Source organism: Brevibacterium sp. FME37 (assembly GCF_014897485.1).
Classification (GTDB): domain Bacteria; phylum Actinomycetota; class Actinomycetes; order Actinomycetales; family Brevibacteriaceae; genus Brevibacterium.
The window spans coordinates 1-25,786 of sequence record NZ_JABUYE010000005.1 but is presented as its reverse complement, the minus strand read 5'-3'; the positions used below and the strand labels follow the sequence as shown (position 1 = coordinate 25,786).

Annotated in this window: 22 protein-coding genes; 9 read left to right on the top strand and 13 right to left on the bottom strand. The window is 59.7% G+C overall.

The annotated features are described in order from the left end of the window. Window positions 1–32 precede the first annotated feature (32 nt). Window positions 33–650, bottom strand: a complete 618-nt coding sequence (locus tag INT29_RS07765; RefSeq protein WP_096158021.1) for a TetR/AcrR family transcriptional regulator — start codon at window positions 648–650, stop codon at window positions 33–35. Between the two features lie 146 nt (window positions 651–796). Between INT29_RS07765 and INT29_RS07760 the strand changes: the two genes are divergently transcribed. From INT29_RS07760 to INT29_RS07750, 3 genes are all read left to right on the top strand, one after another. Next, window positions 797–2,350, top strand: a complete 1,554-nt coding sequence (locus tag INT29_RS07760; protein ID WP_193071302.1) for an APC family permease — start codon at window positions 797–799, stop codon at window positions 2,348–2,350. Between the two features lie 5 nt (window positions 2,351–2,355). After that, window positions 2,356–4,320, top strand: a complete 1,965-nt coding sequence (locus tag INT29_RS07755) for a primary-amine oxidase (RefSeq protein ID WP_096158019.1) — start codon at window positions 2,356–2,358, stop codon at window positions 4,318–4,320. 128 nt (window positions 4,321–4,448) lie between these two features. Beyond that, complete coding sequence (locus tag INT29_RS07750) at window positions 4,449–5,123, top strand: hypothetical protein (protein WP_096158018.1); 675 nt, start codon at window positions 4,449–4,451, stop codon at window positions 5,121–5,123. A gap of 78 nt (window positions 5,124–5,201) precedes the next feature. On the opposite strand, the gene INT29_RS07745 is transcribed toward INT29_RS07750, so the two are convergent. Both INT29_RS07745 and INT29_RS07740 read right to left on the bottom strand, forming a co-directional pair. Further along, window positions 5,202–5,957: an alpha/beta hydrolase gene (locus INT29_RS07745; protein WP_096158017.1), complete on the bottom strand. Its 756-nt coding sequence runs from the start codon at window positions 5,955–5,957 to the stop codon at window positions 5,202–5,204. Between the two features lie 286 nt (window positions 5,958–6,243). Further along, a complete protein-coding gene (locus INT29_RS07740) occupies window positions 6,244–6,609 on the bottom strand; it encodes a CHY zinc finger protein (RefSeq protein WP_240516243.1) in 366 nt (121 codons plus the stop codon). Between the two features lie 512 nt (window positions 6,610–7,121). On the opposite strand from INT29_RS07740, the gene INT29_RS07735 reads away from it, so the two are divergent. Next, window positions 7,122–7,982, top strand: coding sequence for a hypothetical protein (locus tag INT29_RS07735; protein WP_133066650.1), 861 nt, complete (start codon window positions 7,122–7,124; stop codon window positions 7,980–7,982). Window positions 7,983–8,479: 497 nt separating this feature from the next. On the opposite strand, the gene INT29_RS07730 is transcribed toward INT29_RS07735, so the two are convergent. Beyond that, window positions 8,480–10,153: an amidohydrolase gene (locus INT29_RS07730; protein ID WP_193071301.1), complete on the bottom strand. Its 1,674-nt coding sequence runs from the start codon at window positions 10,151–10,153 to the stop codon at window positions 8,480–8,482. Between the two features lie 42 nt (window positions 10,154–10,195). Next, window positions 10,196–11,686 carry a peptide MFS transporter gene (locus INT29_RS07725; protein ID WP_193071300.1) on the bottom strand — a complete coding sequence of 497 codons (1,491 nt, stop codon included), beginning with the start codon at window positions 11,684–11,686 and terminating at the stop codon, window positions 10,196–10,198. A gap of 195 nt (window positions 11,687–11,881) precedes the next feature. Here INT29_RS07725 and INT29_RS07720 point away from each other — a divergent pair, with 195 nt between their 5' ends. Continuing rightward, window positions 11,882–12,319, top strand: coding sequence for a DUF2891 family protein (locus tag INT29_RS07720; RefSeq protein ID WP_226841732.1), 438 nt, complete (start codon window positions 11,882–11,884; stop codon window positions 12,317–12,319). Beyond that, complete coding sequence (locus INT29_RS20070) at window positions 12,246–12,485, top strand: DUF2891 family protein (RefSeq protein WP_319020865.1); 240 nt, start codon at window positions 12,246–12,248, stop codon at window positions 12,483–12,485. Before INT29_RS07720 ends, INT29_RS20070 begins: the two co-directional genes overlap by 74 nt. 32 nt (window positions 12,486–12,517) lie before the next feature. On the opposite strand, the gene hutH is transcribed toward INT29_RS20070, so the two are convergent. The 5 genes from hutH to INT29_RS07695 form a co-directional block, all read right to left on the bottom strand. Beyond that, window positions 12,518–14,077, bottom strand: coding sequence for a histidine ammonia-lyase (hutH, locus tag INT29_RS07715; protein ID WP_193071299.1), 1,560 nt, complete (start codon window positions 14,075–14,077; stop codon window positions 12,518–12,520). 40 nt (window positions 14,078–14,117) lie between these two features. Beyond that, window positions 14,118–15,698, bottom strand: coding sequence for a BCCT family transporter (locus INT29_RS07710; protein ID WP_193071298.1), 1,581 nt, complete (start codon window positions 15,696–15,698; stop codon window positions 14,118–14,120). A gap of 213 nt (window positions 15,699–15,911) precedes the next feature. Beyond that, window positions 15,912–17,468 carry an amidohydrolase gene (locus INT29_RS07705; protein WP_193071297.1) on the bottom strand — a complete coding sequence of 519 codons (1,557 nt, stop codon included), beginning with the start codon at window positions 17,466–17,468 and terminating at the stop codon, window positions 15,912–15,914. Beyond that, window positions 17,465–19,168 carry an amidohydrolase gene (locus INT29_RS07700; protein ID WP_193071296.1) on the bottom strand — a complete coding sequence of 568 codons (1,704 nt, stop codon included), beginning with the start codon at window positions 19,166–19,168 and terminating at the stop codon, window positions 17,465–17,467. Before INT29_RS07700 ends, INT29_RS07705 begins: the two co-directional genes overlap by 4 nt. A gap of 32 nt (window positions 19,169–19,200) precedes the next feature. After that, the gene (locus INT29_RS07695; RefSeq protein WP_193071295.1) at window positions 19,201–20,502 is read right to left on the bottom strand and encodes an MFS transporter; all 1,302 of its coding nucleotides are present in this window, start codon (window positions 20,500–20,502) and stop codon (window positions 19,201–19,203) included. 67 nt (window positions 20,503–20,569) lie between these two features. On the opposite strand from INT29_RS07695, the gene INT29_RS07690 reads away from it, so the two are divergent. The 3 genes from INT29_RS07690 to INT29_RS07680 all read left to right on the top strand — a co-directional run bounded on the left by INT29_RS07690 (window position 20,570) and on the right by INT29_RS07680 (window position 23,083). Next, on the top strand, window positions 20,570–21,613 hold the full coding sequence (locus tag INT29_RS07690; RefSeq protein WP_226841753.1) for an Lrp/AsnC family transcriptional regulator: 1,044 nt from the start codon (window positions 20,570–20,572) through the stop codon (window positions 21,611–21,613). A gap of 115 nt (window positions 21,614–21,728) precedes the next feature. Next, complete coding sequence (locus INT29_RS07685) at window positions 21,729–22,151, top strand: (deoxy)nucleoside triphosphate pyrophosphohydrolase (RefSeq protein WP_193071294.1); 423 nt, start codon at window positions 21,729–21,731, stop codon at window positions 22,149–22,151. A gap of 2 nt (window positions 22,152–22,153) precedes the next feature. After that, complete coding sequence (locus INT29_RS07680; RefSeq protein ID WP_319020860.1) at window positions 22,154–23,083, top strand: HNH endonuclease; 930 nt, start codon at window positions 22,154–22,156, stop codon at window positions 23,081–23,083. Between the two features lie 48 nt (window positions 23,084–23,131). Here the strand turns inward: INT29_RS07680 and INT29_RS07675 are convergent, their stop codons facing one another. The 3 genes from INT29_RS07675 to INT29_RS07665 all read right to left on the bottom strand — a co-directional run. Next, complete coding sequence (locus INT29_RS07675; protein WP_193071293.1) at window positions 23,132–24,292, bottom strand: CoA transferase; 1,161 nt, start codon at window positions 24,290–24,292, stop codon at window positions 23,132–23,134. A gap of 9 nt (window positions 24,293–24,301) precedes the next feature. Next, window positions 24,302–25,171, bottom strand: coding sequence for a MaoC family dehydratase N-terminal domain-containing protein (locus INT29_RS07670; protein WP_193071292.1), 870 nt, complete (start codon window positions 25,169–25,171; stop codon window positions 24,302–24,304). A gap of 1 nt (window position 25,172) precedes the next feature. Beyond that, window positions 25,173–25,786: acyl-CoA dehydrogenase family protein (locus INT29_RS07665; protein WP_264298563.1), on the bottom strand; the 614-nt coding region annotated here is incomplete at its 5' end.

Here is a 25,786-nt window from a genome sequence, read left to right as displayed (position 1 = left end):
TAGCCACCCCCATGTGGCGCGCTTTTGCAGGTTCACCGCGCTGTTGTCGTCTCTGATAAGTGACACCCCGTCATGACTTCCGCGTTAGCAGCGATCATCCGATAGATGTCCTCACCATCAAGCGGCGTCCCGCCCATAAGGTGCAGCCCGTAGGCATCCTCCATCGCCACCAGATTGCTCGCCGCCGTCTCGACCGGCAGCGCCATCGTGAACTCACCCGCCTCAACGCCTTCGCTGAGCACATCGACGTAGAGCGAGACCTCGAGGCGGTACAACTCCGCCATCAGCTGCGCATGAAACGCATCCCTGTAGGCGTGGGTGTGCAGCTCGTTGAGCACCTGGAAGTCGATATCGTCTCGTGACTGTGGAATTCCGCTGCGGATGACTCGCTGGAGTCTGGCCCGAGAATCCTCACCCTCGACCTCCTGCTGCCTGCGGTTCCAGTAGAAGCGCGACACAGCATCCTCATGCACCTCGCGCACCAGGTCGCCGAGGTCCGGATAGTAGTACGCAACCGACCCGGCACCCAGCTCGGAATACGCCGCAACATCGATGGCGCGCAGGCCGTTGAGGCCGCGTTCGACGATCGCCTGCTTGGCCGAGTGGACCAGCTGTTGCCGACGTGCCTTCTGATTCTTCGGTCTCGCCATACCCTCATCATCTCCTGAAGTGATCTAGATCAACACTGATCGCTATGGCAAAAGCGCCACTTTCCTCTGTTCATCACTTCCCGTCCATGCCATTCTTTTGGGTGTAGCCCAAAGAATCAAATGGACGCCCACTCACAAGGAGGTGGATGGTGTCTTCACACGAACAGACCACCGCATACGCGGACGAGCAGAAACAGCATCTGAAGAAGACGCTCGGCCGTTTCGACATCGTGCTCATCGTCATGTCGGCCGTGCTCAGCATCGAAGTCCTCGCCGAGACGGCAGGCTTCGGCGCAGAGACCTTCACCTGGACGCTCGTCCTCGCCATCTTCTTTCTCGTGCCCTACGCTCTTGTCTTCGCCGAGACCGGCAGTTCGTTCGTCGGTGAGGGCGGCGCCTACCTGTGGGTTCGCCAGGCTTTCGGCCGGCCGGCCGGTGCGATCGCGTCGATCCTCAGCTGGGTCACTCAGCCCGTCTGGGTCGGCGGTTCGATGGCGTTTCTGGCCACCGGAACCTGGAACCAGTTCATCAGCCCGCTCGAGGCGGGTTCCGTCGGTGACTGGATCTTCAAGATCGTCTTCATCTGGATCACAGTGCTCGCCGCGATTCTCTCGCTGGCGAAAGCCAAGTGGCTGCCCACGCTCGGCGGCGCCCTCAAAGTCATCTTCATCGCCTTCTTCCTACTCACCACGATCATCTACGCAGTTCAGAACGGCGTGCAGCCACTGCACCTCTCAGACTTCAGCCCCAGCCTCGGCGGGTTCCTCGGTCTGGTTCCGCTGCTGCTCTTCTCCTACCTCGGCTTCGAGGCATCGAACAGCGCATCGGATGAGATGAAGGACCCGAAGAAGGACATCCCTGCTGCGATCGCACGGTCGGGCTTCATCTCGGCTCTGTGCTATCTCCTGCCGGTCCTCGCCATGCTGCTTGTACTGCCGACCAAAACCATCACGGGAATCGGCGGCATGCTCGATGCCGTCGAGACCGTGTTCAGCGTCTACGGTCCTGCCGCCGCACCGATGGTCGTCATCGCAGCTCTGCTCTTCGTCATCATCCTCGCTTCGCAGGGTGCCGCCTGGATGATCATGAGCGACCGCATGCAGGCACTGACCGCCGCAGACGGTGCCTTCTTCGGAGGATTCTTCGGCAAGATCTCACGCGGCCTGGGCACTCCGGTCAACGTCAACCTGCTCTCGGGGACCGTGGCCACCGTCTTCCTCGTCGCGGCCATGCAGCTCAGCGGCGACGCCGGAGCACTCTTCGGGGTCGTCCTCTCGATCTCCATCTCGACGTTCCTGCTCAGCTACCTGCTCATCATCCCGGCGGCCATCAAGCTGCGGTGGAAGCACCCGGACATCGAGCGTCCGTTCCGCGTGCCCGTGAGCAATATCGGCTTCACCCTCCTCGGCGGCCTCGCCTTCCTCTGGGTGCTGCTGGGATCCTGGGTCGCCATTTTCCCCGGCACACTCGATCGCCTCTTCGGCCTCGACTATGACTTCCTCGACGAATGGGGCGTCGACCAAGGGCCGTTCACCGCACTCACACTCGGCACCCTCATCGTCCTCGCTGCGCTGGCAATCGTCGGTTATGTCCGCGGCGCGAAGATCCGCGCGTACGGCCCCGCCCTTGACCCTGAAACACTGCAAGCCAGTCTCGACAACAAACTCGACAAGCCACTCACAACCACGGAAGGTGTCTGAACGAAATGACCACGACCACCCCGACGACGTCAACCGCGTCGACCACTGCACACCCCCTCGACCGCCTGATCAGCGACGAGATCGAACTCAACCGTGCCATCATCGTCGACGCGGGCCACGTCAGCGAGCAGACACTGTTCGCTCTTGTCAGCCTCGTCGAACCCGATAAGCGTGACGTGATCTCAGGGGCCACGGACCTCGACCGTCGTGTGCGCTCCCTGCTCGTCGAGCGCGGCAGCAGCGAACAGACCGAAGTCCTCGTGTCCTTGTCCCAACGCAAGGTCCTCCTCGCCCGTGTCCTCGACGTCGCAAACGAGGGCCAAGCCCCGATCACGATGACCGAGTACGAATCGGCCGAGCAGCTCATCCGCAACGACGCCACATTCCGTGCCGCCGTCGAGGCCCGCGGCATCACCGACATCGAGACCGTGCGCATCTGCGCCCTCTCGGCCGGCCGCTTCGACATTCCCGGCGAGGAGGGCCGCCGCCTCGTGCGCGGCTCCTCGTTCATCCAGTCCGACCCGCAGGACAACGCCTGGGCGCACCCCCTGGAGGGACTCGTCGCCTACCTCGATCTCAACACCGGTGAGGTCATCGATGTCATCGACACCGACATCGTCCCGGTGCCGAAGGAACGTTTCGACTACCACCTCGACTCGTGGCTGCCCGAACCTCGCACCACGCAGAAGCCGATTGAGATCTCACAGCCCGAAGGTGTCAGCTTCTCCCTCGACGGTGATGTGCTGACGTGGGAGAAGTGGCAGGTCCGACTCGGCTTCGACCCAGTCGAAGGACTCGTCCTCCATCAGATCGGCTTCGATGACAACGGGCAGCAGCGCCCCATCGTCTACCGTGCTTCTGTGGCAGAGATGGTCGTTCCCTACGGCGATCCGAGTCCCGTGCGCTTCTGGCAGAACTACTTCGACGCCGGCGAATATTCGATGGGTAAGAGCGCGAACTCGCTCGAACTCGGCTGCGACTGCCTCGGCGAGATTCAGTACTCCGATGCCGTACTCGCCGACGAACAGGGTCACGCACACACCATCAAGAACGCCATCTGCATCCACGAAGAGGATGCGGGCATCCTGTTCAAGCACACCGATGAGTTCACCGGTGCCGCCGATGTGCGCCGCAACCGCCGCATCGTCATCTCCTTCTTCATCACCGTCGGCAACTACGACTACGGCTTCTACTGGTACCTCTACCTCGACGGCACGATCGAACTCGAGTGCAAGGCCACCGGCATCGTCTACACCGCGGCCTACGGGGATGAGACCCAGCGTCAGCGCTGGTCGTCACCGCTCGGCGACGAAGGCCTGGGCATGCCCTTCCACCAGCACATGTTCTGCGCACGCCTGGACATGCAGGTCGACGGCATCGAGAATGCGGTCAATGAGCAGGAGGTCGTGCGCGTTCCCTTCGGTGACGACAACCCGTATGGCAATGCGTTCACCCGCAAGCAGACTCGGCTCACCGAGGAGGGTGGCAGGCTCGCCAATGGTGAGGCCGGTCGAGTCTGGCACGTCATCAACCCGGAGAAGAAGAATCGTCATGGGTTCCCCGTCGGCTACCAGCTGCACATGCCCGACGAACCGACGATGATGGCCGCCGAGGGCTCATCGATCTCGAAACGAGCCGGCTTCGGGCAGAAGCACGTGTGGCTGACTCAGTTCGACGAGAACGAACGCTTCCCGTCCGGTACTTACCCGAACCAGAACCCGGGTCAGGGCACCATCACCCAGTGGGTCCAGCAGCAGCGGCCGGTCGACGGTGATGACATCGTCATCTGGCCTTCGTTCGCGATGACTCATTTCCCGCGCCCCGAGGACTGGCCGATCATGCCCGTCGATCGCCTCGGATTCTCGATGAAGCCCTATGGCTTCTTCGACCAGAATCCCGCTCTCGACGTGCCCCGGCCCAAGTCAGGTCACTGCGACGCAGAGGGCGACACCTCCTGCGAGTGCGGCTGACCTTCACAACCGGGGGCGGTGTTCGGACACATCATCTCGAGCACCGCCCCTTCCCGTACTCTCACACCTAACGAGGTCGTCCGTTCGAAGACGTGGACGACCGATGCCCAAAGGAGGGCAGATTCCGGATGAGCCCCATCGCATCGATCCTCATGGTCGCCGCAGCTGTGCCCTGCGTCATCGGCGCCGCCACCTCGCGGAGCCGGCTCTCAATCACCGCCGCGTCGGTGATGCTGCTGACCATGGTGGACCTGGCGTACGTGAGTGTTCTGTCACCGGTCCTCTGGTCGGGACTGCTGCTCCTCGTCGGACTCTGCGTAGCGGTGAGGCTCGGGTCGAGGCTGAAGGCGAAGTCGAAAGCGCAGGCGATGACCGCCTTGCCCGAGAAGGTTCTTGTCAGCGCCAACACCGCTCACTCCCCCACCACACACACCTTGAGCGATACCGCCGAGTCATCATCACTGGAGCGCCCGACCGAGTGGCATAAGGCCCGCCCGTTTCCCCGACTAGGGAGAACGTCCGCGATCCTCTCCGCAGCCGCCTATCCGATCATGGCGTGGCAGGTGCTCAACCATGGCGCCCATCATGCTGCCGGTGCGGGCACTGGTGGTCACGCCGCTCATCACCACGGAAGCACGTTCGACGGCTCGTTCGTCAGCGGTGTCATCACGTTGAGCGTCATCGTCGTAGCGTTGCTGCTCACGATCTGCGCGGTGCAGGCCCTCGCGCGCAAACGCCCGGGGCTGATGCTCGAGTCTCTTGGCATGGCCACGATGCTGCTGGTCATGCAGTTCATGCACTGACCCAAGCTCAACATCGACGAGGTGGTCCGACGAAACATATCGTCGGACTGCCTCGGCGCTGAACGACTTCCTACTCGCTCAGCCGGCGGCAGCGCCGAGATGTCGTGCGAAGAATCGGGCGGCATCTTCACCCGCCCAATGTGGGACGCCGGTGTGGCCACCCATGTTGGCGTTGAGGATCTTCTCCGCAGAGCCGAATGCGTCGAAGAGATCGAGAGCCATTCCCCGGTCATTTCCCTCATCGTCCCACTGGAGAAGCACGTGCACAGGAATCGTGATCTGACGCGCTTCCTCCATGGTCAAGCGCGGCACATAACTTCCAGCGAAGAGTCCAGCTGCTGCGATGCGCGAATCGGTTGCGGCCAGACGTACACCGATTGCGATCACTCCGCCGGAGATTCCAACCCGCTCGGTGATTTCGGGAAGGCCGAGTACCTCGTCGAGGGTGATCTGCCATTCCGGCACTGTTGCATCGACCAGGGGAAGGATCAATCTGTCGACGACGTCCTCCCCTGGTTGGTCACCGGCGGAGATCGCACGCATGAGGTCCACATGAGCCTGCTCGGCACCGGGTAGCGGAGTACGATCTCCCGACCCCGGAAGCTCGACGGTCACGGCGGCGAAGCCCTGCGCGGCAGAGCTGCGTGCCCGTGCTGCCAGACGAGGATACATTCGTCGCATCCCGATCCCGCCGGGTTGGCCCATCAGAAGGACGGACACGGGGGCGGAGGCGGTAGCTGCTGACGGAGTCCACAGAATGCCAGAGATGTCACCGAGGACAAACTCACGCTCGACGATGCCTTCGTCAAGATTGTGTTCAGAAATGAAGTGCATGGTCGTGCCTTTCGGAAGTACTGCTGATCAGCGGCACTCCCGGACGACCTGTCGTCCGACCGTGATTCCCCAGAGGAGCACCAACGTCAAGTCATTCACGGGTACCACCTCCTTAGATTCCTGCACGGGTTACCGATTTTATCAGCGTCGGCAGAACTGCGGAACCTGACTCCTGCCGAATCGATGTGTTCCCGTCTTCGCGTGCTGTCGGACGTCACCACCATCATCATGACTAGCAGCAGCTGGTCGACAAACGATTCAGTCCAGACCCGTTGATTTCACTGAGTCAGCGCTTTCCCTCAGCGTCGAAGTAGTACGAGGAATGTGCCTTGCAGCCGGGGTTGAACGCAGCCGCGCATTCCGGGCACGCATCCACTCCCAGATAGGCCTCGACCGTCAACTCCGTCTGGCACGCACCGCAGAGAACAGCGGGCCGATTCCATTCTTCACGAGGCCACTGCTGTGCGGGGTGCTCTGCACATTCGGCATGGCAGAGATGGCACGGATAGAACCGATCACAGCAGTAGAAGCGGATGGCAATGATGTCGAACTCGGTCGAGTAGTGCTCGCACCTGGTGTGGTCATCGACCGTTTTGCCGAAGACCTGTGGTGATGTCGTCAATGTCTCTGCCGTCCGTCCGAGAAAACTCACGCTTCCCAGGTTAGATCGTGCCCTTGCGTCGACAACCTCGCGACTGGGTCTCCGACGGACCACTAGCAATGATGAGTCCAATCAAATACTACCGAACCGTGGAATTGAGCTGAATCAGCACCACCGCCAACCACAAGTTCAAGCGGTTCGAGCGTTCAAGAGCAGAAGAGCCAATAGGACTACTCGGGGCCGTCGCCTCGGCATCGGCAGGGTGATTTGCCTTGAGGCTCCACCGATCACCGCTAAAAGTCCGATAGTTGATAGCCACCATGTGAACCGCGGTGAGACTGGAAGCCAAGGCATCTAGTCTCTACCGACCGCTCACTCTCACCACATGCCAGCTCGCGTAATCCATTTGTTTGGCATCTGCTCGATCAGTTGTCGACTTCATACTTTCGTGTGAGGCGCAGGTGTGATCGTGCTGATAGAGTGCATATTTAGACAGATGTCCTTGTTGAATATAAAATATCATGCCCATCAGGTTCGGGCTGCTATTTTAAAGAAAGTTGATCATGAACCGAATAGCTAATATTTCCTTCACAGCAGCAACTCTTACTCTTGTACTGGGCGGCTTAGCATCAGTTCAAGCGTCTCCGAGTGCATCAGCCAAAGAGCCATCCAGATCGACACCCATTAGTGTCGACGCAAGCGTTGGAATTGACAATAACGCGCTCGAACTTGAAGGTCCCGTTTCGGACTTCGATGTGAAGCTGCCTGATGTGATCGCCGACCCCGAGCTCGATGCCTCCGTTACAGAGGAGGGAACATCCGCTGAATTCACGACAACGTTCGCGAATCCTGATGAAGCTGTCTTTGAGACTGGAACCGACGATGATGTCGACATTGAAGTCGTAAAAAACGACGAAGGCGAACAGTCTGTTGTGCTTACCAACTCGAAAGGAGATCTCGTCGGGGGCATCGCGATTGAAGAAGCCCACACGGCCGACGGGAACCAGGTGAGTCCGGAGCTTTCCATTGAAGGCAGCAGAGTTATCCAGACCTTTAAGGACAAACAGAATAATGTAGATGAGCCCGTCACCGTTAAAGCATACGCTTCTACCGTCTGGTACAAACGGGGCTGGGTGACTAAGAAATCCGGGAAGAAATACATCGTAAATGTTGATCCCACGAAGCTCGGACGCAAGCAGATTGCATGGAATACGCACAAGACGCACGTGAAACATGCCAAAAAGGTGCTTGGTGCCGCAAATACCAAAAAATACTGGAATTACAACATCGAGCAACAATTTGTCTGTCATGTAGTCGGTGCATGGTTCCCAAGCGGAGTGTACAATATGGAATCCTGGCAGCCCTCCCTGGCTTGGGGTAAAATTGCGAACCCAGTTGACCGCTGCAATAGATCAAAGAAATAGCAACAGAAGGATCCTTCTAAATGACACTCTTCAGAACCATTTTCATCGTGCTTCTATCGCTATTCGCGATCAGCATACTGACGATCCTCGGAATTGCTGCAGTAACGTTTACCACCGACGGCGGGGGGTATCGGGGTTCCGACTGGCTGGTCGGTCTCGGCTTCGGCGCAATGTGGGTAGCATTCGCGTGCCCTGTGCTCATTGCGTTGCTAGCGATAGTGACATGGCTTAAACGCCGCACAAGCCTAAAGGCCAAATAGTATAGTTCCCGACTAAAATTTTGGATTCAAGAGAACGTGGTCCGGACCGCTAGAGTTAGCGGTCCGGACCACTCTATCTATTGGTGACTAGAAATCCTCATTCCGGATTAATCCCTAATGCCTTCGGCCAATTTCTGTCGTCTGTCGAAGGCAATTCTCGGTTCCGAGACTGGTCGGTACTTGATCCGCCTGGAGGACAAAGGCTAGTGGCCGGTGAAGAATCAGCGGAGGCAGCCGTTAGCCCCGCTCGTACACAACTTCTCCCGCAGACACCGTCGTCTCCACCAGAATGTCCCCCAGATCCTCCACCGCCACCTCGAACGGATCCCGGTCGAGGATCGCGAAGTCCGCTGATTTCCCCACTTCGATGCTTCCCGAGACATCGTCGAACCCATTGGCATAAGCCGCATCGAAAGTATAGGCACGAAGCGCCTCACCCGCGGTGATCTTCTCCTCGCCGAGCAATGGTTCGTGTTGTGCGACATCGTCCTGACCGTGAGGGTCATTGTGTGGCGCCGTCCGGTTGACTGCCACGTGCATGCCCCAGATCGGATCGGGGCTCGAGACCGGCCAGTCGCTGCCGAACGAGAGTCGGACTCCGGCATCCCTCATCGAGGCGAATATGAAGTGGTGAGACTGCTGTTCTTCGTGGAGCAGCGGCAGCTTGGTATCGACGAGCACAGAATCGCGCCTAGCCCACAGAGGCTGCACATTGGCGATGATTCCGGCCTCGGCCATCCGTGCCAGCTCGGCCGGGTCGGCGATGTCGAGGTGGGCGACCTGGTGGCGGCGCTCAGGACCCGGCCCACCGTTCTGGGTGAGTGCATCCACGGCGAGCTTGAGGGCGTTGTCGCCCACGGCATGAATGTGGACGTCGAAGCCGTTGGCCTCGAGACCGCTGACGATCTCGTTGAGCTCTTCGGCCTCGAACATGAGCAGACCGCGTTCGTGATCGTGACCGCGGTACGAGCGCTTGAGCGCACCGGTGAGATTCTCACACACCCCGTCGAGCATGATCTTGACGACCGTGGCCTGCAGACCACCGCGGCGTCGGTTGCCGTCGAGGCCCTGGATCGTGGCTCGTCGTTCCTTGATGGTCTCGAGCTGCTGGGCATAGGGGACGGCACGGTCCCACCACAGTGCGGCGGTGACCTTGCTGGAAAATCTACCGTCTTCGGCAGTCGAGAGGTATGGGTGGAAGGTATCGATCGGTGAGCCGGTGAGGACCCCGACACCTGCGTCCTGCCAGCCGACGATGCCCAACGTATGGAAGTAGTCCTGTGAGGTGCGCAGTGCCCGTTCCACATCCGCCGAGGTGCTCGCGGGGAACAGTCCCGTCACGAGTTCCGCTGCGGTCTCGAAGAGCAGACCCGTCGGGTTGCCATCGGCGTCCTTGACGATGCGTCCACCGTCGGGGTCAGGGGTCTCGCGGGTGATTCCGGCGACCTCGAGGGCGCGGGTGTTGACCCAGGTGCCGTGGGCGTCGTGGCTGGTGATCGAGGCCGGACGGTCGCTGACGACGGAGTCCAGATCACGGCGGTGAGGGAATCCCTCAGTGAACACGTCCCCGTACCAACCGGACCCGAGCACCCATTCGTCGTCTGGATGTTCGTCGGCGTACTCGGCGATTCGATCGAGATAGGGCTGGTAGCCGTGGATGTCGTCGAGGTTGCACTCCACCATCCCCAACCCGCCGAGGACGGGGTGGGCGTGGGCGTCGTGGAAACCGGGGATCAGCGTCCGACCGGCCACATCGATCACCTCGGTGTCGGGACCGGCCGCTGTCTTGCAGTCGGCGTCGCCGATGGCAATGATCGTTCCATTGTCGATGGCGACGGCGTCTGTGGTTGGTGTCGTCGGATCCATTGTATGAATGGTTCCGCCGCGGTAGATGCGGTCAGCGACAGGCATGAGGAACTCCTTGGTCATGGGAGGGTACAGAACTGTGGGAGGTCAGGCGACGCCGAGCTTCCGCAGTGGGCCGCGGATCACGTAGAGGAAGATTGCCGTGAGCAGACTGATCACGGTCATGAGGGCAAAGAATCCAACTTCGCTGGTTTCGGAGTACAGCTGTCCCATGAAGCCGGAGAGACTGGCACCGGCGGCTGTGGTCAAACCCCATAGCGCCATCATCTGGGAGTTGAAGGCAACGGGAGACAGTTGGGAGGCCACTGACATGCCGATCGGTGCGTAGGTCACCTCGGTGATGCCCATGACGATCATGCCGGCGATGACAGCGACGAGGGGAATCAGGCCGGAGAAGATCAAAGGGAAGATCGCGAAGAGCCCGAACGTCAGAGTCATCAACACGAAACCGAATGCGAGCTTCGAGGTCGTGCTCGGAACGCGACGGTTGGGTCGGTTCGCCAGCTTCTGCCCATATGCGGCGATGATCGGCCCCGCGATGATGCCGGCGATGACTTCGAATGTGCTGATGTAAGCGGCGGGCATCGAGTAGTTGCCGATGTTTAGTTCCACCCGTGAATCGGCGTAGACGGCGAAGGTGGTGAACAGTTGGAGGATCATCGTCCAGAAGATCGCGCCAGTGATGAAGAGCGGGATGAAGGCTTTGACCTTCAGGCGCTCGTCCGCGGTGACGTTCTTCGATCGCAGCATCGCCACGAAGTACACGACGGCGACGATGAGGATCGTTCCGAGCACGTAGTTGTTGAGATTGCCGGTGGACATGAGTCCCGTGCTCACGAGCACGGCGATGACGGCAACCACAGCTATGCCGAACCCTGTAGCTTTCCACTTGCCCTGCGAACTCACCGGGTTCGGGACGATCCGAGCTTCTTCGGGCACTGTGTTGCGACCGAGGAAATATGTGATGAGACCGATTGCCATGCCGACTGCCGCGGCACCGAACCCGTAGTGGAACCCGAGTTCGACCTGGAGATACCCGGTAGCAAGTGGGCCAAACAGGGCACCGATGAGGATGCCTGTGTAGAAGATCGCATAACCGGAATCCCGCCGGGGTGACGGTTGAGCGTACAGCCGACCCACCATGGCATGAGTGTTGGGCGCGAGCGCACCCGTGCCGATTGTGATGAGCGCCAGGCCTGTGAGAAGCCCAGCCATTCCCGGTAGTGCCGCGAGGCTGATGTGCCCCGCCATGATGATGGTGCCGCCGGCCATCACCATTGTTCGAGCCGGGACCAGTCGATCGGCGAACCAGGCTCCCACAGGTTGACCGAGGTAGACGGCACCACCGTAGGCGCCGGCAATGGCCAGGGCTTCGGTTTCGGTCAGCCCCAATCCACCGTCGCCGGCCGAGTAGTAGATGTAATAGGCGAGGATGACTTGGAGTCCGTAGAAGCTGAAGCGCTCCCACATCTCGATGGACGAGAGGGTGAAGAGTCCGATCGGCTGTTTTTGCTGAGTAGGACTCGTATCCGGCGAGCTGGCCGGTCCCGCAGGGTCGGCAATCTGAGAATTGGACATGACTTCCTCGGCATGTTGAGTGCCCTGTCGAGCACAAGATTGTGTGTGGATGGGTGAAGTGAAAGGGCCACCGCTATCCGGCTGAGGTGGTGCTTCGAGCCTAATGACGTCGCTTCATCGATTCCAATAGTCGTTCTGGATGTCCACTGTCTGATTTTCAGATGGGCGACGACCCTGGGTGGCAGAATCGTTCTCATGACATCCGCTGCTGACTTCGTCCACCATTTCGCCGAGGTGGCCCTGGCCAACATCACCCGCGAGTACCCGTTCGCCGCCCACCACGGCGCACGCGGATTGATCGACATCGTCCCGGCAAGCGAGAAGAACCCAGCCTTCGCAAACTCATTCGACTGGCACTCCAGCGTGCACATGCACTACCTATTGGCGTCACTTCTGGGCACCAAGTCAGCCCGTAGTGCGGATTGGCAAGACGAAGCCATCGAGATCCTCGCCACCCACTTCAGCGAGGAGAATATGCGCGCCGAGGCAGATTTCCCCCAAGACAACCCGAGCTGGGAACGACCGTACGGCTGGGCGTGGGCCATCGACCTCCGAAGCCATCGCCGAGGCGGCCCGCCGCTTCTATGCCGAGGACCGGGCCCAGAACTTCCGTCAGGAGCGCAGCGGCCATGACTGCCTCTCCCCTGGGTTGTGCGAGGCCGACCTCATGGCCGAAGTCCTGACCGAGGATGAACTCGCTGTCTGGTTGCCGGACTTCTTGTCGGAACCGACACCTGAAACACCGGCACTGAATCCGGTTGCAGTCATCGACCCCACCGACACTGTGTCGTCTACATGATGCCCGCCGTCATGCTTCTCATGTCATCCGGGTCAAACTGTGCGCAATTTGCTCCCACCTGACTCCACCGCAGCTATAAGTTCCTCGCCGACGATCAGAGAATGAATCGCTTCGATATCCTTGTGGACCTGGCGGTCTCTCTCAAGCTTCGGGACCATCGATCTAATCGTGTCGTGAGCAGCGCCCACACCTCGTCCGATGGGTTCAGAGGAGATGAACTCCACTGCTTGGCATGCACACAAAAACTCGATAGCAAGTACGTGCGATACATTCTCAATGACTTCGAGACTCTTGAGCGCAGAAGAGGTACCCATACTCACGTGGTCCTCCTGACCGGCTGCCGACGGGATGGAGTCCACTGAGGCAGGCTGAGCCAACCGCTTGTTGTCTGAGACCAGCGCAGCAGCAGTGTACTGAGGAATCATGTACCCCGAATCGGTGCCCGGGTTCGGCGATAAGAACGGAGGAAGTCCGCTATGGTGAGCGGAAGTCAGCCGGAATGTCCGCCGTTCTGAAATGCTGGAGAGTTCTGTGAGCGCTATTGCGAGCATGTCCAGAGCCATCGCCACAGACTCACCGTGACAATTCGACGACGACAATGACGTCTCATCCTCGGCGAAGATGAGCGGGTTATCGGTCGCGGAGTTCATTTCGTCTTCGATCACAGACTTGACGAATCGAATCATATCTTTGGCGGCACCGTGTACTTGAGGAATCGATCTCAGGCTCAGAGCGTCCTGCACCTTGCGCTGGGTATCCGCGTCCTCCAAGTTGCTTCCCTGCAACAATCTTCGGAGGTTTTCGGCCGTCGCCCCGACGCCCTCGTGCTTCTTCACAGCGCCGATGCGGGCATCGAATGCGGAGAGGTTCCCGCGAAGTCCCTCAACCGAAACGGCGCTTGCGATGTCTGCAGTCTTCAGCAGCGACAAGGCATCGTGTACGGCAAGGCCTCCGAGTGCGACCATGTCGCACGTGCCGTTGAGCAGGCTCAGTCCCTCTTTTGCCTGCAGGACGACCGGCCTCAGTCCGCGGCGTTTGAGCGCTTCTGCACCAGAGACCTCCGAGCCATCCACGCATGCTTCGCCTTCACCGATGAGAACCAACGCGATGTGTGCTTGGTACGACAGGTACCCGAGCGACCCCTTGCGAGGTACTCGCGGGATCACATCTTCATTCACCATGCCAAGAAGCAGATCCACGGCTTCTTCCCTGATCCCGGAGTACCCGAGCGAAAGGTTTCGGACCATCATTGTCATCACCGCACGCGTTTCGACCGCAGAAAGAAGGTCTCCCACTCCGCTGGCGTGGCTGCGCACAAGGCTGAGCTGCAGCTGGGCTGATTCCTCCGGGCTGATTCGGATCTTGCTGTTATCGCCGACACCGGTCGTAATTCCATAGACAATTGCATCCTGGCTCAGCAGATCGTCGACGACTCGCCGGGACTCCCGAATCCCGCGACGCGCATCATCCGAAAGCCGCACCAAGCAGCGATCTCGGGCGATGCGATGCAGGTCATCGACGTTGAACCCAGAGGGACTGATGGTCACATATTCTTGCGTGTTGATCTCATGCTCCTTCGCTCGAAAAGACATTGTTGATGCTTTCGGTCTGACGGCAGAAACGGGAACAGGCTCAGTTCTCGAGTTGCGCAGCTTCAGCCGGGTCATCCCTCGGTTCACCCATTATCTTCGTGTCCGACCGAAGGTATTTAACGGCAGAGAAGGAGATGAGGATGATCAGGAACAATACGGGGAATCCTGCAAGGGTTGCGGTCTGTTTGACCGCGTCGATGCCCGAAATCTCCCCTCCAGTCCCGGCCGTCACGGTAAGAATCGCCAGAATACCGATCAGCCCGCCCCAGAAGATCTTGACGATAGCCGGTGGCTCCGGATTCTTGAGGTCGTTTCCGGTAGTTGTCAGAGACGACATCGTGGTGGTCAGTGAATCAGCCAGAGTGGTGAAGGAGATAAAGATTGCGATCAGCATCAGGATGCCAAAGAGCAGCGATAGTGGGAGTTCGTCCAGGAAAGCGAACAGGGACAGTGGCACACCGCCTTCGCCGTTAATGATGTCCCAGAGTTTGCCGTCGCCCTTCCAGTCGAAGTACATCGCCGCTCCACCGAATACCCAAAACCAGAATGCTCCGAAGGCCGCTGGCAACAGCATATTGACCGTGACGAACTCACGGATCGTACGCCCATAAGAGACTCGAGCGATGAACATACCGATCAAAGGCGCATTGGCTCCCCATAGCGCCCATTCGAAAATCGGCCAATCGCGAGGCCACGATTCACCATCCATCGGGCTGAACCACAGATGCATCTCCGCGAAATCGGAAAGGTACTTTCCAGTTCCTTGAGTACCAATGGTCATGATGTAGGCCGTTGGGCCAACCACGAGCACGAAGACCAAAAGCAAGAGGAAGAGCCTGGTGTTCTGCTCGGCCAGGAATTTGATTCCTTTTTGGAGACCGGTGTAGCTCGACAGAATATAGGTGATGGTGATGAGAATGGCGATGGCAGCCCACAGAGTAGGACCATTGACGATGTCCGTATAGTGCGAGACGCCGCTGCCGATCTGCAACACCCCTTCACCGAGGATCGCGGACATGGCACCAGCAATGGCGAACATGCAGACATTGTCAACGACAGTTCCGATGCCCCCAAGCGCCCGCTTTCCGAAAATCGGATACAGAGCAGAGCTGACTGCATAAGGCATGCCCTTGTTGTAATGTGCGTATCCGATTGCTATTCCGCAGATGACGTACAAGGCATATGGGGCAATCGTCCACTGCATCGTCACGGCCGCGATAGAGAACGTTGCTGCCTGTTCAGATCCTGGTTCCAGCCCGAGCGCAGCCGGAGGGTTCATAAAATGAGTCAACGGTTCTGCGGTACCCCAGAACAGAATGCCGGTACCGATCCCGCTGGTCAGAGAGATCGCAAACCATTGCCATTTCGTCATTGTCGGCTTGGCCCCGTCACCACCGATTTTGATCTTTCCGAATTTCGAGAAGCCCAGATACAGGCAAACGAAGATCAAGACGAAAACGGTCAAGCTGAACAGCCAGCCGAAGTTGCTGAAAGCGAACCCCACGACCGTCGACTGTATGTTGTAGAACCATTGAGGGGCTGCGATACCCAGGACTGCTGTGGCGACCAGCAGGACAGCCATTGGGGCGAATACTCCCCACCGCATCTTCTTATTGTTCATCATTGACTCCGGTGGATTGTCCATCAATTACGACCAACCAACGGCACCGGGAAAACACCAGCTCTGTCCCGTCCTTGGTGACTCAGATGCTGATGCAAACATTGGCGTTAGAAAGGCCTCCGGCCATGCTGGCAGGTCGTTATCTGGCTCACAATCCACCTGAGAAAAATTGTGTCCGAAGTGTCGGACGATTTTTTGACGCCCCCGGCGACCTCACCACCACCGCTGACCGTTGCCCCGATCAACGCGGTAGTCCGGCCACGGCAGATCAATCGGTGGTTCGAATTCTGTCAACAGCAACGCCGGCATCGGATCAGCTGAAGTACGCAACTCGAACTCAGTCGTCGCCTCGGCGAGGACGTCAGGTTTGCTGAGCAGGTCGAGGAAGGTTCCCGAAACGGTCTTTCCAGCGGTGAGGATCGTCGGTGCGATCGTTTCGCGCATTCCACCCAGCGCATTCATCACCCATGAGGGATACGGGCCGGCACCGGGCGCCGGGGCCAGGGCTGGCCGCGAGACGTAGAACCGCACGAGGGGTGCATAGTGGCTCATCTCCACGTAGTCGTCGCTCGTCCAGTTTCGCTGCCATGCCGGCATCTGCTCGCGCAGCAGCCGCTCGGCTTCCTGCGGTTCGATGAGGTGCTCTGTTTCTGCGAGGTACGGCGTCTCGTTGACCTTGATTCCAAGCTCCCGCTGCACCTCTTGGGCGAGCGCCACCGCTTCGGAATCGTAGGTCGGTGGCCCCACCTCGGCGAGGTTGTCGTAGAGCGCCTGCGCGAGAACGTGGTTTGTCCGTCCTGGTCGACTTCTGGCCACCCAGCGGTCTTCAACGTCACAGTGGCCCATCATCGCTGCTGCCTGAGCATTGCGATCCAGGATGGCCAGGATGCGCTCAGCCATCTCGAGGTCTGGTGTGCGCCAGGAGAACTGAATTCGCGCGACTCTCTGGGGCAAATTATCTGCTGTTGCTTGACCGTCGGTGAGGATCGCGTCGGAGAAGCTCCAGCCGCCGGCCGCCGGCAGCATTGCGTCAAGCATCGACCGTGACGAGCTCAGCATCTGCATAAGCGACAGATTCGCACCCGGCGCACGAGCCGCCGAATGCGATGCGGGTATGGGCGAATGTGGGTCGGAGCTCGACAGCTGCCAGGTTTCTGGAGCATCGCAGACGAACGAATAGACCTTGCTGTAGTACGCCCCACAGTGAGTGTCCCAGCGGGCTGTATTGCATAGCGGAAGCATGTAGAAGGGATGAAACGACACGATTGCGTCTGCATCGTCGTAGTACCCGCGCAGTCCGTGGACGACCTTCGATCCATGCATCTTCTCCGCCGGTTCTCCTGTGTAGAGAAGTGTCCCGGTGATTCCGTGGGTGGTCATCGCGTGTTTGGTCGCAAGCAGGCCTGCCAATGTGGAGATGCCCAGCGCAGAATGCGGATCCGTGTGCCCGGGCGCAAAGCGCGATAGCCCCTCGCGCGGCTCTTCCCGAGTGGTTGCAGCCTGCGAGTTGCCCGGGACTGCGTCGTATTCGGCGTAAGTGAGCAGCGTAGGTCCTGAACCGTTGGACCAGCGCGCGCTGAAGGCCGTGGGCATGCCGCCCGAACCGTCTTCAACCTCGAAGCCTTCCTCCCGCAGGCGTTGCACGTACCAGGCTTGGGAGTCATACTCCCGCCAGGCCGGTTCCGCTAGCTCCCAGATATGGGTATGCCAATCGAGAAGCTGATCGAGATGCTCGTCGATCCATTCCTGGGCCGTTGCCTTCGCGTTCATGCACTCGCACCTTCCTGTGCTGATCCCGAAATATCACTCGCGCACAGCCTGCGCACCCCGTCGACCCAGGTCTCGAGCACGGGAATGGCAGCGATCTCTCCGCCCGGCACGGTCAGGGGATCAGCTCCGAGGACAGTGAAGTCCGCTCGCTTACCGACGCTCAGGGACCCGAATTCGTTCTCTCGGCCCAGGGTGATCGCTCCTTCGAGAGTGTGTGCCCGCAGTGCCTCCTCAGCTGAGATCCGCAGTGCGTCTGGTCCCAGCTTGTGCCCGCGTCTGGTCACCCGGGTCACTGCGGTCTGGATCGCTTCAAGCGGACGGGGCTCGGCGACCGGAGCGTCCGAGGACAGAGTGATGGGCACGCCGGCGTCACGAAACTCGCCGAGCGGATTGAATCGTTCCCCGGGAGTGCCGATGGCCTGCTCGACTCCTTCGCCCCAGTTGTAATAGTGCTGAGTCTGGTTGACCGGTCTGATTCCCAACTCGGCCATGCGTTTCACTTCGACAGGATCGGGGAGCCCGCAGTGTTCGATCCGGTGGCGAGCATCGGAGTCGGGGCGCACTTGCAGTGCGGCTTCGATGGCGTCGACGACCATTCTGATGGCAATCGGCGACTGCGCGTGGGTTGCAGTCTGCACGCCCGCAGCATGTGCTCGATGCACAAGTCCGGTGTACTCCTCCGGCGAGTGATAGAGCTGCCCGGTCCGGCACGGGTCACCGACATACCCGTCCGGGAAGTAAGCGGTCCACCCCCCTAAGGTGCCATCAGCGTAGAATTTGATTCCAGCAGCGGAGAGGAAGGCATTGCCGAAGGGACCTGTGAGGCCGAGGTCGAGAACGGCGTCGAGCAGGTGGGAGAGGAAGTACATCGACACCCGCATCTGAAGCCCGCCACGTTCGGCCATGGCAAGGTAGGCGGCGAACTCGCGTTTCGAGACCTGCGCATCCCCGATCGCAGTCACGCCGCCTGTGAGGAACTCGCGTTGAACGATGTCGAGTTGGTTCTGGTGTTCGGCTGCTTCGTCGCCGAGGTGGAAGTTCGGCCCGTGGCGTCCGATCTTGACCCCGCCCAGCCCGGTGAGGACATTGCATGCCGCGTCTGAGAGCTCTCCTGTCAGGTCTCCGTCAGAGCTGCGGAAGAATTCGCCGCCCTCAGGGTTGGGAGTGTCACGGGTGATGCCGAATTTCTCGAAGGTGAACGTGTTGACGACTCCCCCGTGGCCAGAAGCGTTCATGATGTACACCTCGCGGTCGCGGGCGACTTCGTCGAGTTCGTGTCGAGTCGGGTGCCGACGTTCGATGAGATTGCGCTGTTCGTAGCCGTATCCGCGGATGGGCACATCGGCGGGAAGTTTCGCTGATTCCCGTCGCAGAACCTCGAGGATCTCGGGGATCGACGTTGCCGCATTCGGAGAGACATCGATCCAGGTATGCAGCTGACCGTACATGAGCGGATGGGCATGCGGGTCAACGAACCCCGGGACGATCGTGGCGTCGGGAAAATCGACACGGACAGGATCAAGGCCACGATTGGCCGCGGCCTTCTCGGCGTCGGTCGCCGTTCCCACTTCGAGAATCTTCCCTCCAGCGATGAGCATCGCCGAGGCGTCGCGAGCGGTGTCATCGACCGTGTGAATCACGTTCGCAGTGATCAGTGTGGCTGCGGAATCGCGGTCGTCGAAGGTGGCCAATTGTCGCACGGGCGTCTCCTTGGATAGTGGTGTCGAGTGGGTCAGGTGTTGGCAGTTTCAGGTTCGTCGCTGTGCTGCGGTGCCAGCGCGGTGGCGATCCAGGCAACCGCGGAGAGGAAGCCGAAGAGACCGATGACGGACCAGATAGAACCGGTCGCTGCCATGAGCGAGGTCGCAACAATGGGTGAGAGCCCGCCCCACACCGCCGCGCCGACGCCGTAGGCCAAGGACATGGAGGTGTAACGAGCCTGGGGGCGATACATCTGTGTAAGGAGGGCGGACAGTGGAGCCCAAGTCGCGCTCATCGTCACTCGTATCGCGCAGACGAAGATGTAGATCAGTGTCACTGTGTGATTCTCGATGGCGAGGATGAGCGGGATGGAACAGAGGAAGGATAGTCCGACGCCGAGGTACATGAGGCGTTTTCCTCCCCACTTGTCACCGAGCAATGCCAGCGGAAGCGTCACGAGAGCTTCGAGGAAGGACGCGAGCGTCATTGCCCCAAGGATGATGGAGGCGGCGAGACCGATCTCTTCACTGGTGGCATAGCTCTGGACGTAGGCGGTGGCGAGGTAGTATCCGCCCGAAGCGATGGCGACCATGCCGAATCCCAGAAGCACGGGATACCAGTTGAAGCGCAGAGTGTGGATGATCGGTGTCGTCTCGCTGGCGCCGCTTTGTTTGAAGACGGGGGTCTCTTCGATGCGCAGCCGAACCCAGATGCCCACAGCAATGAGGACGATGCTGATAAGAAATGGCACGCGCCAGCCCCAGCTGAAGAGAACATCGTCACCCATGAGGGAGAGCACCCAGAAAGCGCCGGAGGAGAGGAGCGCGCCAAGGGGGTTGCCCAGTTGGGTGAAACCGCCGTAGAAGGTCTTAAACTTCGGTGGAGCGCTCTCGACGGCCATCAGGCTCGCGCCGCCCCACTCGCCACCGACTGCCAATCCCTGGATGATGCGGAGGATGATGAGGAGCACCGCTGCGGTCATGCCCCACGTGTCGTAGCCGGGCAAACAGCCGACGAGGACGGTCGCCACACCCATCATCAGCAAGGTGATGGTCAATGCCGGCTTGCGGCCGAGCCGGTCGCCGATGTGCCCGAAGATGATGCCGCCCAGAGGTCGGACGAAGAACGCCACCGCGTAGGTGCCAAACGATGCGAGGGTGCCCAGAGTTCGGTCAACCTCCGGGAAGAAGATTTGTGGGAAGACGATGGCAGCGGCAGTGGCGTAGACATAGAAGTCGTACCACTCAATAGTTGTGCCAACGGCTGCGGCGAATCCGGATTTGAGTGCGCGACGGTGCGTGCGCGCGGGGGCGCTTGGCGCGGACGAGGTCATGATGAGCTCCTTTGCTCGGTTCGCCGAGATGACATAGCTGTGCGGCGAGCGTTGTGGCCTTGCAGTGATGGTAGGTCTGTTCGGGCGCAGTGTCACCGGCAATGGTTCACCAGAGATGGGCCTGCAGCCGCTGATTTGTTACCTCGGGAGACAGACTGCGCGAGAATGGGGAGTAACTACTCACTGCGACTACACGATTGGATTCACCATGGGGCATACGGGGGATTCTCAACTCGATGCTGCGATCATCCGTGCCCTTCAACGGGATGGACGCACGAGCGTGCTTGACCTCGCTCGCGCCCATGCAGTTTCACGACATGTCATCTCCGAACGACTGCGTGTGCTCACAGAACGCGAAGGATTGCGCGTGGTCGCAGCGCTTGACCCCGGAGTTGCCGGCCATCATGTGCTGACGCATTCCATGGTCCGCGTCGATGGCCCCGTATCCCCCGTCGCCGAGGCGGTGGGACGATTACCGAATGCTGTGTTCGTGTCCATAGCAAGCGGAGAGCGCCCGTTGGTATTCGAGTCTCGACACGGTTCAAGCCGGGAGCTTCTAGACACACTCAATGCGGTCAGAGCGATCTCCGGCGTCCGTGAGATTCGAGTCACGACCTACGTCGAAGTACTCCGCGGCTTCTTCGTCCCCCAAAGACGCGATGAAATCGCGTTGGATGAACTCGACTTCGAACTCATCGCTGCGCTGCAAGCCGATGGCCGGACAAGCTATCGTACTCTCGCCGAGGTTGTTCACCGCTCACCGTCAGCTGTGCGGTCCAGGGTTCAACGGCTCATTTCTGCCGGCGTCATCCGTATCGCTGCGATCAAATCCGGCGGGCTCTCCACCAGTCGCTTTGCCACAGGTCTGGGCATCACCCTGGCAGGCAACTTTGAACCAGTGCGGCAGTTCATTCTGGAATCAGACTCGATCGAGTTCGCCGCACGATCTCATGGCGCCCATGATTTCATCGCCACCGCAGTCGGCTCTTCCTCCACCGAGGTTCTTGCAACAGTCGAGGCTCTACGCGGGCTCGACGACGTTGCCGCGGTAGAGACCTGGGCCCATTTCGATCTCGTCAAGGAGGACTATGCCCGGGCGATGGGGCGGTGAACGAAGAATCCTGTACAAATCTTCAAACCAGGTCTCAACCAGCTGCCGGCGTTGTGCACCAATCGATGCATACCGAACAGCCAGTTGAACGGAAATCTGCCTATAGTGTGGAGTCATGAGCAAAACTCTGCGCGTAGTGGCGGCAATTTTCCACAGTGAGGGCCGTGTTTTGGTATGCCGCCGCAATCCTGAGAAGGCGGCAGGCGGTAAGTGGGAATTTCCAGGCGGCAAAGTCGAGAACGGAGAATCTCCCGAGGAGGCATTGCTTCGCGAGCTGGCAGAAGAACTCAATGTCGGGGCCGCCACTATCGGGAGTCTCGTTTCGCGATCCACGACTACCACCGGTGAAGCCGCTATTGATCTTGCTTGCTATTGGGTGAAAGCCGAGTCAGTTCCTCAGTCAAGCACGGACCATGACGAGCTTCGTTGGACCGCAATAGGCGAGCTCAGTGAACTTGATTGGGCTGCACCCGACTTACCCGCAGTGCGTGAACTGCAACAATCAACTGTCCTCTCGGAAAAACAGGAAGAGTGCTAACTGTGGTCGAACCAGACGGTCTACGCGAAGCAGCAATCTCATGGCTACAGATGAGGACGGACGATGGCCGCGATCCCCTTACTCGAGACGAGATCCAAGATTTCGAGTTTGGTGGTGAGCAATTCAAACTGCAATCAACACAACAAGGGATTCGGAAGCCCGCGGGGTTTTCAGCGGCCCTTTCAGTACAAACCGTATTCCGAAGGCCAGGCCAAGAACGCCCCTATGAGGACCTCATCGGAGACGATGGTTTATTGAGATACATGTGGCGAGGCGATGATCCGACGTTTCCTGAAAATGTCGGCCTTCGGAACGCAATGGAACAGAAGCTTCCCCTCATCTGGTTCTGGGGTGTTGCAATGCAACCAGCTCGATTTCAGGTGATCGCTCCTGTATATGTTGTCGGCGAAGAGCCACACGAGCAACGATTTCTTCTCACGGCAACCGAACCGGCCGCCGACATCTCTGAGATAGATTTTTCGGCTCACGAGTATGTTGCAAAAAGGTACCTCACGCGAATGGCCAAAGTCAGGGTCCACCAACCTGTCTTTAGAGCAACGGTTCTTACTGCATACGAAAACCACTGTGCAGTATGCAATCTGGCCCACCCGTCGTTACTCGACGCGGCTCATATAGTCGCAGATCGAGAGGAGAAAGGAATCGCCTCAGTCGTGAATGGACTAGCCATGTGCAAGATCCACCATGCAGCATTTGACAGGTACTTCCTTGGGGTCCGACCGGACTACACCGTTGAAATACGCCATGATCTTCTCGAAGAGGTCGACGGACCAATGCTCCGTCACGGCCTACAAGAACTTCACGGCCAAAAGCTGATGACGGTTCCAAAAGTTCGTCAAGATCGTCCGCAAGCTGACCTACTCAAATTCAAATACGATGAATTTCGTTCTGCCACGAAGCTCAACGTCCTCTGACTTCTCCGCGGCATGCGAACGCCGCGGGGATGCTTTAACAACGCCTACCTATTTTCCGGTCTGTATTCCCTGCAACACCGCATCAGAATCCCCACCCAGCTGTGGAGCAGGAACGGCATCCCCCGCAGGCGACCCACCGAACGACAGCGGCACCCGCGGCGCCAACACTGTTCCCACCCCCGGCTGGTCAATCTCCCCGAACAGTGGGTTCTCCAACGAGCACCACGGATCGTTGTTGACGAGTTCCTCGAAGGTCTGGAACTTCCCCTGCAGCACACCGGCACCGCTCAACGCAGCAGCAGCCTCGGCGACGGTGTGGGCTGCGAACCATGGCCGCAGCACCGAATCGATCGCCTCACGAGCCTCAAAACGTCCGCCTTCGGTCGAGAGATCAACATCGAGCATCGGCCCGATCATCTCGAGTTTCTCGCTCAAGCCCGTTGCCTTGCCAAGCCCGCGCCAGTGCTTGTTCGAGATGACGGCAACCATGATCTCTCGACCGTCCGAGGTCTTAAACGACTGCCCATACGCACCATAGAGTCCATTGCCCAACGGCCCACGCGTCTTCCCGGTCGCCTGCACCTCGGCGATGTAGCCAAGGTTGCCGACAGTCGCGAGCATAACGTCAGACAGGGCGAGGGTGATCTTCTGGCCCTTCCCCGAGGACCGACGATCCAGCTCAGCAGCCATGATCCCGTTCGCAATATAGAGACCCGCGGCGACGTCCCAGGCCGGCAGAGCATTGTTGACGGGACGCTCGTCATCGCCGGTGATAATCGGGAACCCGCTGGCCGCATTAATCGTGTAGTCCACGGCCGGCTTCCCATCATGGGAACCGTTGAGACGCAGCATGACCAGATCCTCACGGTGCTGGACAAGATTCTCATATGACAGCCATCCACGGGCGGGTAGGTTCGTGACCAGGGTGCCCGCCTCGGCGATGAGGTCGGTCGCGATCTTCTGACCCTCTTCTGATTTGAGGTCGAGGGTCACCGAGCGTTTGCCCTTGTTCAGGCTCGCCCAATAGATCGACGTCCCGTCATCGCTGATCGGCCACCGGTTGGCGTCGATGTTGCCGCCGATCGGATCGATGCGGATGACGTCCGCGCCCAGCTGTGCCAGGGTCATCGCGCCCAGAGGTGCTGCGATGAAGGCGGAGATCTCGACGACTTTCAGTCCGGTCAGTGGTGCCAGTCGTGGCTCTGACATGGGTGCTCCTCAGCTTTCCGTGGTCGTCACTGTTGCCGCGATCGCTGTCTGACCGTCAGGTCCGATGGCTTCGAGTTCGTGGGTGTTCGCTCCGGTGCTGCGCCCGACGAGGTGGATCTGCTCGTTCGCGAACAGGGGTGACTTCGCGCGGAAGTCGTAGCTCGCGACCGTGACCTCCGGATGGTTCTTCATGAATGCGTCGAGCAGGAGTGTCGCGGTCAGCGGGCCGTGGGTGACGAGTCCCGGGTAGCCTTCGACGCCCGTCACATACGGGTGGTCGTAGTGGATGCGGTGGGAGTTGAACGTCAGCGCAGAGTAGCGGAAGAGCGTAACCTCGTTGGGTCGCACCGAGCGCACCCAGCCCCACCCTTCGGGTGCAGGTGAATCGCCTCGCGGTGGAGCCGCAGCGGATCCTTCGGGCGCCGAGGTGGCTTCCCGGTAGACGATCGTGTGCCGATCCGTCGTCGCGAGGTTGCCATCGGCGGAGACCTCGTGGCACAGCACGACGAAGCAGAGGGAACCGCTGCCGCCGGTCTTCTCCGTGATCGATTCGATAGTCGTTGTCCGCAACAGCTTCTGCCCGGCGAGAATCGGTGCGTGGAACTGCAGCTTGCTGCCGGCCCACATGCGCCGAGGCAGTTCTACTGGGGGCATGAATCCGCCGAGCTTCACGTGACCGTCTGTTCCCAGCTCGCTCATCGGGACGTCGTCCTCGGCGAAGTGCAGCCAATGTCCCAGCGGGAACAGAGTCACCGGTCCGGCCGAAGAGCGTCCATCCTGTTCCAGCAGTGTGGCCAGGCGCGAGGCATTGACGCCCGAAGCAATGTCTTCTTCGGTGGTGGATCGACCGACCCAGTCCTGCAGATTGATCTCAGTCATGTCAACGTCCTAACAGTTCATCGGAGATGATGCGCATCTGGATCTCTGACGAGCCCTCGAAGATCTTCGTCAACCTCGCGTCTCGCCAGTGGCGTTCGACGGCAAAGTCCTTCGTGTATCCGGCACCACCATGGATCTGTACTGCCTCTGAAGTGACCTTCTCCGCCATCTCAGCAGCCAGATACTTCACCATCGCCGCCTCCTTGTCACACCGGCGACCCGAATCGATCTCCGTGCACACGTGATACATCAGAGCCCGACTGGCCTCGATCTGGGCAGCCATGTCAGCGACCTTGAACCGCAGGTGCTGGAAGTCGGCCAAAGGATGGCCGAACTGGACCCGCTGCTTCAAGTACGCGATCGAGTCCTCTAGTGCGGCCTGTGCCAGACCGATCGACCGAGCCGCCGTGTGCGCACGTCCGACTTCGAGTCCGGAGACTGCTTGGTAGAAGCCCCTGTCCTCTTCCCCCAACAACGCATCCGCTGGCAGGTGGAAGTCGTCGAAGGCCAGATCCCAGGTCTTCCATCCGAAGTACCCGATCTTCTTCACAGCAGTGCCTGACGTTGATACTGGAAAGGTCGGGAATCCCGGTGTGACCCAAAGCCTGACTGACC

What these genes read in the sequence shown, in the direction of transcription:
- INT29_RS07745 (WP_096158017.1), bottom strand. Translation starts at nt 5,957, where the DNA reads ATGCACTTCATTTCTGAACACAATCTTGACGAAGGCATCGTCGAGCGT.
- INT29_RS07670 (WP_193071292.1), bottom strand. Translation starts at nt 25,171, where the DNA reads ATGACTGAGATCAATCTGCAGGACTGGGTCGGTCGATCCACCACCGAA.
- INT29_RS07765 (WP_096158021.1), bottom strand. Translation starts at nt 650, where the DNA reads ATGGCGAGACCGAAGAATCAGAAGGCACGTCGGCAACAGCTGGTCCAC.
- INT29_RS07760 (WP_193071302.1), top strand. Translation starts at nt 797, where the DNA reads ATGGTGTCTTCACACGAACAGACCACCGCATACGCGGACGAGCAGAAA.
- INT29_RS07720 (WP_226841732.1), top strand. Translation starts at nt 11,882, where the DNA reads ATGACATCCGCTGCTGACTTCGTCCACCATTTCGCCGAGGTGGCCCTG.
- INT29_RS07685 (WP_193071294.1), top strand. Translation starts at nt 21,729, where the DNA reads ATGAGCAAAACTCTGCGCGTAGTGGCGGCAATTTTCCACAGTGAGGGC.
- INT29_RS07695 (WP_193071295.1), bottom strand. Translation starts at nt 20,502, where the DNA reads ATGACCTCGTCCGCGCCAAGCGCCCCCGCGCGCACGCACCGTCGCGCA.
- hutH (WP_193071299.1), bottom strand. Translation starts at nt 14,077, where the DNA reads ATGTCTTTTCGAGCGAAGGAGCATGAGATCAACACGCAAGAATATGTG.
- INT29_RS07705 (WP_193071297.1), bottom strand. Translation starts at nt 17,468, where the DNA reads ATGAACGCGAAGGCAACGGCCCAGGAATGGATCGACGAGCATCTCGAT.
- INT29_RS07675 (WP_193071293.1), bottom strand. Translation starts at nt 24,292, where the DNA reads ATGTCAGAGCCACGACTGGCACCACTGACCGGACTGAAAGTCGTCGAG.
- INT29_RS07750 (WP_096158018.1), top strand. Translation starts at nt 4,449, where the DNA reads ATGAGCCCCATCGCATCGATCCTCATGGTCGCCGCAGCTGTGCCCTGC.
- INT29_RS07735 (WP_133066650.1), top strand. Translation starts at nt 7,122, where the DNA reads ATGAACCGAATAGCTAATATTTCCTTCACAGCAGCAACTCTTACTCTT.
- INT29_RS07730 (WP_193071301.1), bottom strand. Translation starts at nt 10,153, where the DNA reads ATGCCTGTCGCTGACCGCATCTACCGCGGCGGAACCATTCATACAATG.
- INT29_RS07725 (WP_193071300.1), bottom strand. Translation starts at nt 11,686, where the DNA reads ATGTCCAATTCTCAGATTGCCGACCCTGCGGGACCGGCCAGCTCGCCG.
- INT29_RS07690 (WP_226841753.1), top strand. Translation starts at nt 20,570, where the DNA reads ATGGTAGGTCTGTTCGGGCGCAGTGTCACCGGCAATGGTTCACCAGAG.
- INT29_RS07755 (WP_096158019.1), top strand. Translation starts at nt 2,356, where the DNA reads ATGACCACGACCACCCCGACGACGTCAACCGCGTCGACCACTGCACAC.
- INT29_RS07710 (WP_193071298.1), bottom strand. Translation starts at nt 15,698, where the DNA reads ATGAACAATAAGAAGATGCGGTGGGGAGTATTCGCCCCAATGGCTGTC.